General features: G+C 41.7%; 14 protein-coding genes. 10 read left to right on the forward strand and 4 right to left on the reverse strand.

The genetic code is table 11. The annotated features are described in order from the left end of the window. Positions 1–186 precede the first annotated feature (186 nt). A complete protein-coding gene (locus N8N51_RS04620) occupies positions 187–999 on the reverse strand; it encodes a Cof-type HAD-IIB family hydrolase (RefSeq protein ID WP_261103672.1) in 813 nt (270 codons plus the stop codon). Positions 1000–1188: 189 nt separating this feature from the next. Between N8N51_RS04620 and N8N51_RS04625 the strand changes: the two genes are divergently transcribed. The 6 genes from N8N51_RS04625 to folK all read left to right on the forward strand — a co-directional run bounded on the left by N8N51_RS04625 (position 1189) and on the right by folK (position 7317). After that, entirely contained in the window at positions 1189–2607 is a 1419-nt protein-coding gene (locus N8N51_RS04625) for an NCS2 family permease (protein ID WP_000359286.1), read from the forward strand. 104 nt (positions 2608–2711) lie between these two features. After that, complete coding sequence (locus N8N51_RS04630; protein ID WP_261012003.1) at positions 2712–3419, forward strand: CPBP family intramembrane glutamic endopeptidase; 708 nt, start codon at positions 2712–2714, stop codon at positions 3417–3419. Between the two features lie 93 nt (positions 3420–3512). Further along, positions 3513–4487, forward strand: coding sequence for a dihydropteroate synthase (folP, locus tag N8N51_RS04635; protein ID WP_261012002.1), 975 nt, complete (start codon positions 3513–3515; stop codon positions 4485–4487). A 1-nt stretch (position 4488) separates the two neighbouring features. Next, on the forward strand, positions 4489–5799 hold the full coding sequence (locus N8N51_RS04640) for a bifunctional folylpolyglutamate synthase/dihydrofolate synthase (RefSeq protein ID WP_261030194.1): 1311 nt from the start codon (positions 4489–4491) through the stop codon (positions 5797–5799). Next, positions 5792–6346: a GTP cyclohydrolase I FolE gene (gene folE / locus N8N51_RS04645; RefSeq protein ID WP_078237932.1), complete on the forward strand. Its 555-nt coding sequence runs from the start codon at positions 5792–5794 to the stop codon at positions 6344–6346. Before N8N51_RS04640 ends, folE begins: the two co-directional genes overlap by 8 nt. 158 nt (positions 6347–6504) lie before the next feature. After that, entirely contained in the window at positions 6505–7317 is an 813-nt protein-coding gene (gene folK / locus N8N51_RS04650; protein WP_238096266.1) for a 2-amino-4-hydroxy-6-hydroxymethyldihydropteridine diphosphokinase, read from the forward strand. Between the two features lie 45 nt (positions 7318–7362). Here the strand turns inward: folK and N8N51_RS04655 are convergent, their stop codons facing one another. Beyond that, the gene (locus N8N51_RS04655; protein WP_049522427.1) at positions 7363–7680 is read right to left on the reverse strand and encodes a DUF960 domain-containing protein; all 318 of its coding nucleotides are present in this window, start codon (positions 7678–7680) and stop codon (positions 7363–7365) included. Positions 7681–7916: 236 nt separating this feature from the next. Here N8N51_RS04655 and ccpA point away from each other — a divergent pair, with 236 nt between their 5' ends. Continuing rightward, the gene (gene ccpA, locus N8N51_RS04660; RefSeq protein ID WP_001090627.1) at positions 7917–8927 is read left to right on the forward strand and encodes a catabolite control protein A; all 1011 of its coding nucleotides are present in this window, start codon (positions 7917–7919) and stop codon (positions 8925–8927) included. Between the two features lie 51 nt (positions 8928–8978). On the opposite strand, the gene N8N51_RS04665 is transcribed toward ccpA, so the two are convergent. Continuing rightward, positions 8979–9941 (reverse strand): asparaginase, encoded by a 963-nt coding sequence (locus tag N8N51_RS04665; protein ID WP_261012000.1) that lies wholly within the window; start codon positions 9939–9941, stop codon positions 8979–8981. Between the two features lie 65 nt (positions 9942–10006). Here N8N51_RS04665 and N8N51_RS04670 point away from each other — a divergent pair, with 65 nt between their 5' ends. After that, positions 10007–11395 carry a Cof-type HAD-IIB family hydrolase gene (locus N8N51_RS04670; protein ID WP_261103676.1) on the forward strand — a complete coding sequence of 463 codons (1389 nt, stop codon included), beginning with the start codon at positions 10007–10009 and terminating at the stop codon, positions 11393–11395. 34 nt (positions 11396–11429) lie between these two features. Here N8N51_RS04670 and N8N51_RS04675 read toward each other — a convergent pair whose 3' ends face one another. Further along, entirely contained in the window at positions 11430–11882 is a 453-nt protein-coding gene (locus tag N8N51_RS04675) for a universal stress protein (protein ID WP_000079148.1), read from the reverse strand. A 161-nt stretch (positions 11883–12043) separates the two neighbouring features. Here N8N51_RS04675 and N8N51_RS04680 point away from each other — a divergent pair, with 161 nt between their 5' ends. Beyond that, positions 12044–12337: a hypothetical protein gene (locus tag N8N51_RS04680; protein ID WP_261011998.1), complete on the forward strand. Its 294-nt coding sequence runs from the start codon at positions 12044–12046 to the stop codon at positions 12335–12337. Between the two features lie 156 nt (positions 12338–12493). Next, positions 12494–13708 carry a pyridoxal phosphate-dependent aminotransferase gene (locus tag N8N51_RS04685; protein ID WP_261011997.1) on the forward strand — a complete coding sequence of 405 codons (1215 nt, stop codon included), beginning with the start codon at positions 12494–12496 and terminating at the stop codon, positions 13706–13708. Positions 13709–13734 lie beyond the last annotated feature (26 nt).

Genomic DNA, 13734 nt, shown 5'->3' on the forward strand with positions numbered 1-13734 from the left:
GGGACTGGATTGATTTTGTGTCAACAGAGTCGAGTGTGACGAGCTCTCTTGTATTTATATGTGAAGTATATCACAAAAGAAAGCCTTTTCCAAGGTTTTGGAGGCAAAAAATAGAACAATCGATTAACTGGTTGATGAGACTGTGAAAAGAGCACAAAGACCAGCTTGCAAGCTGGTCAGAATGGACTATAAGAATAAATCTTGCAGGGTTTTGGCAACCCCGTCTTGGTCATTTGTCAAGGAAATTTGCTCATCTGCATAGGGGAGTAGCTCTGGGTTGGCATTTTTCATTGCATAACCTTTCCCAGCAAAAGCTAGCATTTCGGTATCATTGTGTTCATCTCCAAAGGCAATCAAATCCTTTTTATCGCGGTTCATTACCTTGAGCAAGTAGTCCAAAGCAAAGGCCTTGTTGACACCTTTTGGGGTACATTCAAGGATATTGAGCGGACCTCCCCAGGTATTAATAGAAAGTTGATGCTGGTAGAAGGTGTTCATTTCTTTTGCCAAGGCATATTTGTCACTGGCTCTGGTCTGCAACAGAATGCAGTTAGGGTCCTTGGTTACCAATTCAGGATTGAATTGATCTTCAGGCTGGAAAGCTTCTACACCAAATAGTTTAGGATTGGCAATTTCTTCATTAGGATTTGTAATGTAGAATTTTTTACGATATTCTCCAGCGATAAAATCGGCTTGAATATCTTCTGAACGTTGAACCATGTCTAGCAGATATTTTTTGTCTACGGTCAAACACTTTTCAAAGTCCCAAGCTTGGTCTGGTAAATGAGTAAGGGAGCCGTTGAAATTAATCATAGGAGTGTCTAAGCCTAATTCACGGTAGAAATCTTTTGACATGCGGTAAGGGCGACCTGTCGTAATAATAACCTGATGCCCTTTTTCAGTAATTTTTTTAATAGTTTCTTTGGTAAAGTCAGAAATCTGACTGTCTGAGTTGAGCAGGGTTCCATCCAGGTCAACTGCAATAATTTTTTTCGTCATATAAACCTTTCTAGTGTCTTTCCAGATAAGATGTCTACTATTATAACAAAAAGCAGGCAGAAAAGCAGATTCGAAACTAAAAAAGAAATTTCATCAAATTCTTAAATAAATCAAACAAAGATATTGAAAAAGTGAATGATAAATGATATAATTCTATTATTGTTCGTAAAAATTAAAAGGAGATTGATAATGGACAAATTATTTAAACTAAAAGAGAACGGTACAGACGTTCGTACAGAGGTTCTCGCTGGTTTAACAACTTTCTTTGCAATGAGCTATATTCTCTTTGTAAACCCACAAATTCTTTCGCAAACAGGAATGCCTGCTCAGGGTGTATTCCTCGCAACAATTATTGGTGCAGTAGCAGGTACCTTGATGATGGCTTTCTACGCTAACTTACCTTATGCCCAAGCGCCAGGTATGGGACTGAATGCCTTCTTTACCTTCACAGTCGTATTTGGACTTGGTTATTCTTGGCAAGAAGCTCTAGCTATGGTCTTCATCTGTGGAATTATCTCATTGATTATTACCTTGACAAATGTTCGTAAAATGATCATTGAATCGATTCCAAATGCTCTTCGCTCAGCTATTTCAGCTGGTATCGGTGTTTTCCTTGCCTACGTAGGAATTAAGAATGCTGGACTTTTGAAATTTACGATTGATCCAGGCAACTATACTGTTGTGGGAGAAGGGGCTGACAAGGCTCAAGCAACGATTGCAGCAAACTCTTCAGCAGTTCCAGGATTGGTCAGCTTTAATAATCCAGCTGTTTTGGTGGCTCTTGCAGGACTTGCCATTACTATCTTCTTTGTTATCAAAGGAATTAAAGGGGGAATTATTCTCTCTATCTTGACAACAACTGTTCTTGCTATCGCAGTTGGTTTGGTAGATTTGTCTAGTATCGATTTTGCTAACAACCATGTTGGTGCAGCCTTTGAAGACTTGAAGACAGTCTTTGGTGCAGCTCTTGGTTCAGAAGGTTTGGGAGCTTTGATTTCAGATACAGCTCGCTTACCTGAAACTCTTATGGCCATTCTTGCCTTCTCGTTAACAGATATTTTTGACACAATTGGTACTTTGATTGGTACAGGTGAAAAAGTTGGTATCGTAGCGACAAATGGTGAAAATCACCAATCAGCTAAGTTGGACAAGGCTCTTTATTCAGACTTGATTGGTACTTCAATTGGTGCCATCGCAGGTACTTCAAACGTAACGACTTATGTTGAATCTGCTGCTGGTATTGGTGCAGGTGGACGTACTGGTTTGACAGCCTTGGTTGTAGCTATCTGTTTTGCTATCTCAAGCTTCTTTAGCCCACTTCTAGCGATTGTACCAACAGCCGCTACAGCTCCAATCTTGATTATCGTTGGGATTATGATGTTGGCTAGCTTGAAAAATATCCATTGGGACGATATGTCTGAAGCGGTTCCTGCTTTCTTCACATCTATCTTTATGGGATTCAGCTACTCTATCACTCAAGGGATTGCAGTTGGTTTCTTGACTTACACTTTGACTAAGCTTGTCAAAGGTCAAGCTAAAGATGTTCATGTCATGATTTGGATTTTGGATGCCTTGTTTATCCTTAACTACATCAGTATGGCACTATAAATGCTATAATATAAAAAGGGGTTCTCCCCTTTTTATATTATAGTTACTTGAAAATTGCTTCAAACTAGGTAGGTGATTTTGATTGAATGGTAGGAGTATGATTGATGATAAAAAAGAATATTTGGGATGAAGTATTAAACAGGGGGAAGTGGTTAATAATCTTTCTAGTAGGGCTTTTGTTTTCTCAGTTTCCTTTAGCCCTAGCAACTTTTTTAACTAGCAGAAAATTTCCACTGCTTCAAACGGGACTATTAGTAGGGGCCTTATCTCTTGTGGTTTTAACTGTATTTATAATAGGTGCTAGGAAAACACAGTTGGCTAGTTTTGGTTTATCGTTTTTCAAGGCTAAGGATTTGGCTAGATTGGCCTTAAGCTATCTAGTGATTCTTGCCTTTAATATTCTTGGTGTGGTCTTACTGCATTTGATGAATGAAACAACAACCAGCAATCAATCAAATATTAATGATTTGGTCCAGAATAGTTCCTTAATTTCCAGTTTTTTCTTACTGGTTCTAATAGCTCCTATTTGTGAGGAGATTTTATGTCGAGGAGTGATTCCTAAAAAACTCTTTCGTGGTAAAGAAAATGTGGGTTATATAGTCGGTGCTATTATCTTTGCCTTGCTTCATTTACCGACAAATCTACCTTCTCTTCTTATCTATGGAGGAATGTCAACTGTGCTAACTTGGACAGTTTATAAAACCCAACGTTTGGAAATGTCTATCTTACTTCACATGATTGTTAATGGAGTTTTTTTCTGTTTGTTGGCTCTCGTGTTGATTTTGAGTCGGACATTAGGGATCTCTGTTTAAGATTTTTGACAATTGCTTACTTGTTTCTACTGGGAAAAAGATGAATGCAATCGTGTCCATCTTTTTCTTTTTATGGTAAAATAGAGAAATAATATGGTGAAAAGCCTTGAGGGAGTGACCGATATGTCAACTAAAGCAAATCATGCAAAGACAGCTATTTGTGGAATTATCAATGTAACCCCAGACTCCTTTTCGGACGGTGGTCAATTTTTTGCTCTTGAGCAGGCACTCCAGCAGGCTCGTAAATTGATAGCAGAAGGAGCCAGTATGCTCGATATCGGCGGAGAATCAACTCGGCCGGGAAGTAGCTATGTTGAGATAGAAGAGGAAATCCAGCGTGTTGTTCCAGTGATTAAAGCGATTCGCAAGGAAAGTGATGTCCTCATTTCTATCGATACTTGGAAAAGTCAGGTGGCAGAGGCTGCTTTGGCTGCTGGTGCCAATCTAGTCAATGATATCACTGGTCTAATGGGTGATGAAAAAATGGCCCATGTGGTTGCTAAGGCTGGAGCGAAAGTAGTCATTATGTTTAATCCAGTCATGGCTCGACCTCAGCATCCTAGCTCACTCATCTTTCCTCATTTTGGCTTTGGTCAAGCTTTTACAGAGGAAGAGTTAGGTGACTTTGAAAAAATGCCAATCGAAGAATTGATGGAGGCTTTCTTTGAACGAGCACTAGCGAGAGCAGAGGAAGCTGGTATTGCACCAGAAAATATCCTGTTGGATCCAGGAATCGGCTTTGGTCTGACCAAGAAAGAAAATCTGCTTCTTTTACGGGATCTGGATAAACTACATCAGAAAGGCTATCCAATCTTTCTTGGAGTGTCGCGCAAGAGGTTTGTCATCAATATTCTTGAAGAAAATGGTTTTGAAGTCAATCCTGAGACAGAACTTGGTTTCCGCAATCGAGATACGGCTTCGGCTCATGTAACTAGTATTGCTGCAAGACAGGGTGTAGAAGTGGTGCGCGTGCATGACGTAGCTAGTCACAGGATGGCAGTTGAAATTGCCTCCGCCATTCGTCTGGCTGATGAAGCGGAAAATCTAGATTTAAAACAATATAAATAAGATGAAAGAATTTGAAAACAATCAGTGGATTGCCCACTATCGGACGGATCAACCGCATTTTGGCTTGGAACGAATGGTGGAACTATTAGCTTTGCGTGGCAATCCCCATCTCAAACTCAAGGTCATCCATATCGGAGGGACCAATGGCAAGGGTTCGACCATTGCTTTTTTGAAAAAGATGCTAGAAAAGCTAGGGCTGAGAGTTGGCGTGTTTAGCTCGCCCTATCTCATTCATTACACAGATCAGATTAGCATCAATGGGGAATCTATCCCAGAGGCTAGACTAGAAGCCCTCATGGCAGACTATCAGTCGTTGCTGGAAGGGGAATCGGCTGCTAATTTGCAGGGGACAACTGAGTTTGAGATTATCACAGCTTTGGCCTATGACTACTTTAACTCGGAGCAAGTAGATGTGGCCATCATGGAAGTTGGTATGGGGGGACTCTTGGATAGTACCAATGTTTGTCAGCCAATTTTAACAGGAATTACGACCATTGGATTGGACCATGTAGCCCTACTTGGTGACACCTTGGAAGCTATAGCAGAGCAGAAAGCTGGTATTATCAAAAAAGGTATTCCCTTGGTGACAGGTCGTATTGCTCCAGAAGCTTTGGCTGTGATTGACCGCATTGCGGAAGAGAAAGATGCGTCGAGACTTGCCTACGGGGCAAATTATCATGTCAGTCACCAAGAGAGTGTGGTTACAGGCGAAGTCTTTGACTATACAAGTGTTGTCAGACAAGGTCGCTTCCAGACTGGCCTGCTTGGTTTGCACCAGATAGAGAATGCTGGGATGGCCATAGCTTTACTTGATACTTTTTGTCAAGAAGATGGTCGAGAACTAGCAAGCAATCACTTGCTTGCTCAAGCCTTGGAAGAAACAAGTTGGCCAGGGCGTTTGGAAATCGTGTCAAGAGATCCCTTGATAATTTTGGATGGGGCCCACAATCCCCATGCTATCAAGGCTTTATTGGTAACCTTGCAAGAACGCTTTGCGGATTATCGTAAGGAAATCCTCTTTACTTGTATCAAAACCAAGGCCTTGGAGGATATGTTGGACTTGCTAGGGGCCATGCCAGATACCGAGCTTACTCTGACACATTTTGAAGATAGTCGGGCGACTGATGAAAACGTTCTGGAAGAGGCAGCTAAGTCTAGAAATCTCAGCTACCAAGGTTGGCAGGATTTTCTAGAGCAGAAATTGACAGATAAAAAAGAAGAGAAAAAAACAGTTTGGATTGTCACAGGTTCCTTGTATTTCTTGAGCCAAGTGAGAGCCTATCTGATGGAGAGGAAAAAAGAGAATGGATAAACAAAAGATTGAAGCAGCTGTAAAAATGATTATCGAGGCTGTCGGAGAGGACGCTAACCGCGAGGGCTTGCAGGAAACACCTGCTCGTGTGGCTCGTATGTACCAAGAGATTTTTTCAGGTCTTGGTCAAACAGCGGAGGAACATTTGTCAAAATCCTTTGAGATTATTGATGATAATATGGTGGTAGAAAAGGATATCTTTTTCCATACCATGTGTGAACACCACTTCTTGCCATTTTATGGTAGAGCGCATATTGCCTATATTCCAGATGGTCGTGTGGCAGGTTTGTCTAAGCTAGCCCGTACGGTTGAAGTTTATTCGAAAAAACCACAAATTCAAGAACGTTTGAATATCGAAGTGGCCGATGCCTTGATGGACTATCTAGGTGCTAAAGGAGCCTTTGTTGTCATTGAGGCGGAACATATGTGTATGAGCATGCGTGGTGTTAGAAAACCAGGCACTGCAACCTTGACGACAGTAGCTCGTGGTCTATTTGAAACAGATAAGGACCTTCGAGACCAAGCTTATCGTTTAATGGGACTATAATACTCTTCGAAAATCAAATTCAAACCACGTCAGCTTTCATCTGCAACCTCAAAACAGTGTTTTGAGCAGCCTGCGGCTAGCTTCCTAGTTTGCACTTTGATTTTTATTGAGTATAAAAAGAATCCGCTTGAAGCGGATTTTTCTAGAAAGGAATCATTATGGATCAACTGCAGATTAAAGATTTGGAAATTTTTGCCTATCATGGTCTTTTTCCTAGTGAGAAAGAATTGGGGCAGAAGTTTGTTATTTCCGCAATCCTATCCTATGATATGACCAAGGCGGCGACAGACTTGGATTTAACAGCCTCTGTCCATTACGGAGAATTGTGCCAGCAGTGGACGGCTTGGTTTCAGGGAACAACTGAGGACTTGATTGAAACGGTAGCCTACAAACTGGTAGAACGTACCTTTGAGGCTTATCCTCTTGTCCAAGAAATTAAGCTGGAACTGAAAAAACCTTGGGCGCCAGTGCATTTGCCACTAGATACTTGCTCAGTAACCATTCATCGCCGCAAGCAACGAGCCTTTATCGCCCTAGGAAGCAATATGGGAGATAAACAAGCAAACTTGAAGCAAGCCATTGAGAAAATGCGAAATCGAGGTATCCATATTCTCAAAGAGTCCAGTGTATTGACGACGGAGCCTTGGGGTGGTGTTGAGCAGGATAGCTTTGCTAATCAAGTGGTTGAGGTTGAAACCTGGTTGCCTGCCCCAGTTCTATTAGAGACCTTGTTAGCCATTGAGTCAGAGATGGGACGGGTGAGAGAAGTACATTGGGGGCCTCGTTTGATTGATTTGGACTTGCTCTTTGTGGAGGATCAGATTCTTTATACAGACGACCTCATCTTGCCTCATCCTTACATAGCGGAACGCCTTTTTGTTCTTGAGTCCTTACAGGAAATTGCGCCTCATTTTATCCATCCGACATTAAAGCAACCGATCCGCAACTTGTATAATGCTTTGAAACAATAGAAAAAACTCTAGTTTTCAGTCGCTTGTAACTGAAGGCTAGAGTTTTTAAAATAGGTCATTTTCTTCTGGGAGGAGGATAGTTTCTCTACCGTCCATATCTAAAACCAGTACTTTCGGGGGATAAAGAGGGTCGAAAGGATGGTTAAAGTCAAAATCAATGGCTGTAGGGAGGTGTTGACTTGAAAAGTGGAAGGTAATTTTTCCTTGGTTATTGAGCAATTGAAACTCGAGTTCCTCCTCCAATTCAAAGACATTTTTTAAGAAGTGGTCGATGATATACCAAAAAGAGTCAATAACATCATCAGGCAAGCTGGTAACAATGCCAAAACTAGCTGACCGCATGTGGGTATTGGTAAAAGCCATATTTCTTCCCCCTTTCTTTTCCCTTATCATACAGTAAATAGGATTAAAAATCAAGAAAAGGTGATTTTTTCTTCATAAACATAGCTTCCTATGAAATTTTTTCAAATAATCTTCAAAAAATGCTTGAAAGTGTTTACAAATAGTGATAAAATGGAATAAGTAGAATCATGAAAACGAAATTTTCATACCGTCTCTTTTTTGGAGTCTCGTGAGGTATGATATAGAAAGGAAATGGAATGAATACAGACGATACAGTAACGATTTATGATGTCGCCCGTGAAGCAGGAGTTTCAATGGCGACGGTTAGCCGTGTAGTCAATGGCAATAAGAATGTAAAAGAGAACACCCGTAAAAAAGTACTCGAGGTGATTGATCGTTTGGATTACCGTCCAAATGCAGTGGCGCGTGGTCTTGCAAGTAAAAAGACAACCACTGTTGGTGTCGTGATCCCAAATATCACTAATGGTTATTTCTCAACGCTTGCTAAAGGGATTGATGATATCGCTGAAATGTACAAGTACAATATCGTCCTTGCTAATAGTGATGAGGATGATGACAAGGAAGTTTCAGTTGTCAATACCCTGTTTTCTAAGCAAGTGGATGGTATCATCTTTATGGGGTACCACTTGACTGAAAAAATTCGTTCAGAGTTTTCTCGTTCTCGAACACCAGTTGTTCTTGCAGGAACTGTGGATGTAGAACATCAGCTTCCAAGTGTCAATATTGACTATAAACAAGCAACGATTGATGCAGTAACCTACCTTGCTAAAGAAAATGAGCGCATCGCTTTTGTTAGCGGTCCACTAGTGGATGACATCAATGGTAAGGTTCGTTTGGTTGGCTACAAGGAGGCCTTGAAAAAAGCAGGTATTTCTTATAGCGAAGGATTGGTATTTGAATCTAAATACACTTATGAAGACGGTTATGCCTTGGCAGAACGCTTGATTTCATCAAATGCAACTGCAGCAGTTGTAACAGGTGACGAGCTGGCAGCAGGTGTCTTGAACGGCCTTGCTGATAAGGGTGTGTCTGTGCCAGAAGAGTTTGAAATCATTACTAGTGATGATTCACAAATCTCACGCTTTACCCGTCCAAACTTGACCACCATTGCCCAACCTCTTTATGACCTTGGCGCTATTAGTATGCGTATGTTGACTAAGATTATGCACAAGGAAGAGTTGGAAGAACGTGAAGTTCTCTTACCTCATGGTTTGACAGAACGTCGTTCAACACGAAAACGTAAATAGAAAAAATCAGGGAATCGTGAAGATTTCCTGATTTGTTTTTAGAGAAGAGACTTACCCTTCCATATAGTCTTTCAAAGCCTGCCCTGTTAGTCCGGCATTGAGGGCGATGAGGAGTTTCAAACGGGCTTTTTGGGCGTTGAGTTCTTTAACAAAGAAGACACCAGATTTTTGCAACTGCACGCCCCCGCCTTGGTAGGCATAAACAGGCTCAGCGATACCGTTAAAACATCGTGAAACCAGGGCGACTGGGATTCCTTTTTGCAGAAGGCTTTCTAACTTTTGAGCCGTTTCTTTGGGAATGTTACCAGCTCCGAAGGCTTGGATAATCAAGCCGTCCAATTGTTCCAAATCCAGCATATCAATCAGCTCATCTGTCATACCTGCATAAGCCGAGATGATAGGGACTAAACCTTGTATGTAATCAAGGTCAAAGCGGACACGGGGCGCAGCTGTTTTAAAGTAGAGGATTTCCTGTTTCATAATCAGACCAAGGGGACCGTGAGTAGGAGTCTGGAAGGTACTGACATTGGTCGTATGTGTTTTGGTGACATACTTGGCAGCATGGATTTCATCGTTCATAACAACCAAAACTCCTTTGTCAGCAGCCTTGTCATCGCTAGCCACCCTTAAAGCACTCAGATAATTATAAACACCATCACTGCCGAGTTCGTTGGAGCTGCGCATGGCCCCTGTTAGAACGATAGGCATATGGGGAACTTCCATGGTATCAAGGAAATAGGCTGTTTCCTCTAAAGTATCGGTTCCGTGTGTGATCACTACACCATCGTAGTTTTCTGCTTCCTCTTTGATTTTTTGGTAGATGGCCAGCATATGTTTGGGTTTGATATGGGGGCTTGGTAGGTTAAAAAAGTCCAAGGCGTGGACTTGGATTCCTTCAAGAGGATTGGACACATGGTTCATGGGATTATCAGAACTAGTCACAACAGTGCCAGAAGCATCGGCCTGCATGGAAATAGTTCCGCCCGTATGTAAAACAAGGATTTTCTTAGACATGATTTACTCACTCTTTCTGAAATGTGGTATAATCATTGTATCACAAAAGGGGAGATTGGGATAGGATGGAAGTCAAAGCGGTTTTTTTTGATATCGACGGAACCTTGGTCAACGATCGCAAGAGTGTTTTGAAATCCACTAAGGACGCGATTAAGATTGTCAAAGAACAAGGGGTGCTTGTCGGCGTAGCGACAGGACGAGGACCTTTTTTTGTTAAGGAATTGATGGACGATTTGGAACTGGATTTTGCGGTAACCTATAATGGCCAGTATATCTTTACTAAAGACAGAGTCTTGTTCACGAGCCCTATTTCCAAGTTGCATTTGCGCCATCTAATTAGCTATGCTAAAAAAGAGGGCAAGGAGATTGCCCTAGGGACCAAGGATGCCATGTTAGGTTCCAAAATCATGTCCTTTGGTCTGGGTTCTTTTTCTCAACGAATCAGTCGCTTCGTTCCCTCAGTTTTAACTCGGACAGTGAGTCATTCCTTTAATCGTATGGTTAGCAAGGTTGTTCCCCAAAAGGAAGAAGACCTACTTGATCTAATGAATCAGCCTATCTACCAAGTCTTGATGCTGATGACGCCAGAAGAATCTGAGAAGGCAGCAGCTGATTTTGAAGACTTGAAATTGACACGTAGCAATCCTTTTGCAGCGGATGTCATCAATCAAGGAAACTCTAAATTGGAAGGCATTCGACGAGTTGGGAAAGAATATGGTTTTGATCTCAACCAAGTCATGGCCTTTGGTGACTCAGATAACGACCTAGAAATGCTGGCGGGTGTCGGTATGTCGGTCGCTATGGGAAATGGTAGTAGCAGTGTCAAGGAAGTTGCCAAGCATATCACAACTAGCAATCAGCAAGACGGAATCCACAAGGCCTTGGAACATTTTGGTGTTCTAGCTTCAGAAAAAGTCTTTGTCAGCCGTGACTATCATTTCAATAAGGTCAAGACCTTCCACCACATGATGGATGAACGAACCCAAGAAGAACCTCGAGCTTGGGATTTAGAAGGTGCAACCCACAGGGCTGGCTTTAAAATAGAAGAATTGGTGGAGTTTGTTCGAGCAGCCAGTCCCTCTGAAGAGGATTTTGGTCAAGCTTTATCGCAACTTCATCAGGCCCTTGATAAGGCAGCAGATAAAGTAGCCAAGAAGACACCTGCACAGCAAGATTTGGTAGGGCAGGTGGATGCCTTGATTGATACGCTTTACTTCACCTACGGTAGTTTTGTTTTGATGGGGGTGGACCCAGAACGTATTTTTGATATTGTCCATCAGGCCAATATGGGGAAAATTTTTCCAGATGGCAAGGCTCATTTTGATCCAGTGACCCACAAAATCTTAAAGCCAGATGATTGGGAAGAAAAATATGCTCCAGAACCTGCTATTAAAAAGGAACTGCAGCGCCAGCTCAAGGCTTATGAACGCCATAAAGAGAGAAATAAATCGTAAACAAAAAGGAGCGCTGAGCTCCTTTTCTTTGTGATTATAAGGTTTTTTCTTGTTCTCTCACCACCAGCAAATCAACCTTAGCATGGCGGAGGATATATTCAGATGAAGATCCGACCAAGAGGCGTTCAAAGGCGTTGAGACCAGTTGCGCCAACGAGGATGAGGTCCACTTCCTCAGCATCGGGAATAGTACGTGCCAGTAGGGTCTTTGGATTTCCCATTTCAATGACGATATGAACATCTGCCACACCAGCATCTTTAGCACGTTTTTCGTACTCTTTCATCAAACTTTCAGCGTCGACTTGGAGTTCTTCGTAAACTTCAGCATCAAAGGTGGATACGCTTTGGAGAGCGCGTGTGTCAATGACATGTGCGATGGTGAGTTTAGCGTCGTTTCGTAGAGCAGAATGAACTCCCTTGACAAAAGCCAAGTCTGCTTCTTTAGAACCATCGATTGCGACCATGATATTTTGGTAACGTTGTGCCATAATGAAACCTCCTGAAATTTTCTTACTATAATTGTAAACCTTTTCACTATAGAAGTAAAGCAAAAAAAGTATTTTTCAAAAGAATATTAGCGCTTAAAATCTATATAAATATATGATAAAATAAAAGAAAGGATAGCAGGAAAGAAGTGAAGGGAGGAAGAATGATGAAAAACGCTTTTCAAAAATCAAATTTCCTTTATTATGGAATCATCCTAATTTCAGTCTTGGTAGAAGTTATCATGGTCTGGCAATTAGAGAGTCTGGTACCGCTTCTTTATCCAGGGTTTATCGGTTTTTTAGTCTTTCATGTACTCTACCATCTAATTTTATTACTGGTTGCAAAACGAAGTGGGCGTTGGGATTACTTGATGATATGGGGACTTTTCCTCATGTTCAATCTTCTTTATGACTCCTTTTTAGGCTTGCTTTTTCTAGGTTTATCTTTTGGTATGTGATGTGACTTTCGCAAATTACCTGCTATCTCCCCTGTCTTGGCCTCGCTTTTAGCGAGGCTTTTCTCCTATACGAAACTAGTAACACATTTCAGTAAACTTGTCGCATTTTCTTTCTAGTGGTATAATGTTACTATCCTGATGAATTGAGGAAACAAGATGAAAGAATATAACAAGTCTAGTAAGTTAGAGCATGTTGCTTATGATATCCGTGGTCCTGTTTTGGAAGAAGCCATGCAGATGCGAGCAAATGGAGAAAAGATTTTACGTCTGAATACAGGAAATCCAGCAGAATTTGGCTTTACAGCGCCAGACGAGGTCATTCATGACTTGATTATGAATGCGCGTGATAGTGAAGGTTATTCTGACTCAAAAGGGATTTTCTCAGCCCGTAAGGCTATCATGCAGTATTGCCAATTGAAAAAATTTCCAAACGTAGATATTGATGATATCTACCTTGGAAATGGTGTCAGTGAGTTGATTGTCATGTCTATGCAGGGGCTTTTGGACAATGGGGATGAGGTCTTGGTGCCTATGCCAGACTATCCTCTCTGGACAGCGGCTGTCAGCCTAGCTGGAGGAAATGCCGTTCACTATATCTGTGATGAGGCTGCAGAATGGTACCCAGATATTGACGATATTAAGTCAAAAATCACTTCCAATACCAAGGCAATCGTCCTTATCAATCCAAACAATCCAACTGGAGCCCTTTATCCTAAGGAACTTTTGTTGGAGATTATTGAGATTGCCCGTCAAAACGATTTGATTATCTTTGCGGATGAAATTTACGACCGCATGGTCATGGATGGACATGTGCATACGCCTGTAGCGAGCTTGGCACCAGATGTCTTCTGTGTCAGCATGAATGGTTTATCAAAATCGCATCGTATCGCTGGTTTCCGTGTGGGTTGGATGGTCTTGTCTGGCCCTAAGACACATGTTAAAGGCTATATCGAAGGGCTCAATATGCTGTCCAATATGCGCCTTTGCTCTAATGTTTTGGCTCAACAAGTCGTACAAACTTCCTTGGGCGGTCACCAATCAGTCGATGAATTGCTCCTTCCTGGTGGACGAATTTACGAGCAAAGAAATTTCATCTATAATGCCATTCAGGATATCCCAGGTTTGTCTGCGGTTAAACCCAAGGCTGGACTCTATATCTTCCCTAAAATCGACCGCAATATGTACCGTATCGATGATGATGAGCAGTTTGTTCTTGATTTCTTGAAGCAGGAAAAGGTTCTCTTGGTTCATGGTCGAGGCTTTAACTGGCAGGAACCAGACCATTTCCGTATCGTTTACCTTCCTCGTGTTGATGAACTAGCCCAAATCCAAGAAAAGATGACTCGTTTCTTGAAACAGTATCGTAGATAGGGCTTACATTCGAAAAAGCTGGAAAC

It is taken from the genome of Streptococcus mitis (assembly GCF_946188685.1).
In the GTDB taxonomy this organism is placed as follows: Bacteria; Bacillota; Bacilli; order Lactobacillales; family Streptococcaceae; genus Streptococcus; species Streptococcus mitis_CC.

Bases quoted from the DNA above. Each gene is read 5' to 3' on its own strand.
- N8N51_RS04620 (WP_261103672.1), bottom strand. From the start codon at position 999: ATGACGAAAAAAATTATTGCAGTTGACCTGGATGGAACCCTGCTCAAC.
- N8N51_RS04625 (WP_000359286.1), top strand. From the start codon at position 1,189: ATGGACAAATTATTTAAACTAAAAGAGAACGGTACAGACGTTCGTACA.
- N8N51_RS04630 (WP_261012003.1), top strand. From the start codon at position 2,712: ATGATAAAAAAGAATATTTGGGATGAAGTATTAAACAGGGGGAAGTGG.
- folP (WP_261012002.1), top strand. From the start codon at position 3,513: ATGGTGAAAAGCCTTGAGGGAGTGACCGATATGTCAACTAAAGCAAAT.
- N8N51_RS04640 (WP_261030194.1), top strand. From the start codon at position 4,489: ATGAAAGAATTTGAAAACAATCAGTGGATTGCCCACTATCGGACGGAT.
- folE (WP_078237932.1), top strand. From the start codon at position 5,792: ATGGATAAACAAAAGATTGAAGCAGCTGTAAAAATGATTATCGAGGCT.
- folK (WP_238096266.1), top strand. From the start codon at position 6,505: ATGGATCAACTGCAGATTAAAGATTTGGAAATTTTTGCCTATCATGGT.
- N8N51_RS04655 (WP_049522427.1), bottom strand. From the start codon at position 7,680: ATGGCTTTTACCAATACCCACATGCGGTCAGCTAGTTTTGGCATTGTT.
- ccpA (WP_001090627.1), top strand. From the start codon at position 7,917: ATGAATACAGACGATACAGTAACGATTTATGATGTCGCCCGTGAAGCA.
- N8N51_RS04665 (WP_261012000.1), bottom strand. From the start codon at position 9,941: ATGTCTAAGAAAATCCTTGTTTTACATACGGGCGGAACTATTTCCATG.
- N8N51_RS04670 (WP_261103676.1), top strand. From the start codon at position 10,007: ATGGAAGTCAAAGCGGTTTTTTTTGATATCGACGGAACCTTGGTCAAC.
- N8N51_RS04675 (WP_000079148.1), bottom strand. From the start codon at position 11,882: ATGGCACAACGTTACCAAAATATCATGGTCGCAATCGATGGTTCTAAA.
- N8N51_RS04680 (WP_261011998.1), top strand. From the start codon at position 12,044: ATGATGAAAAACGCTTTTCAAAAATCAAATTTCCTTTATTATGGAATC.
- N8N51_RS04685 (WP_261011997.1), top strand. From the start codon at position 12,494: ATGAAAGAATATAACAAGTCTAGTAAGTTAGAGCATGTTGCTTATGAT.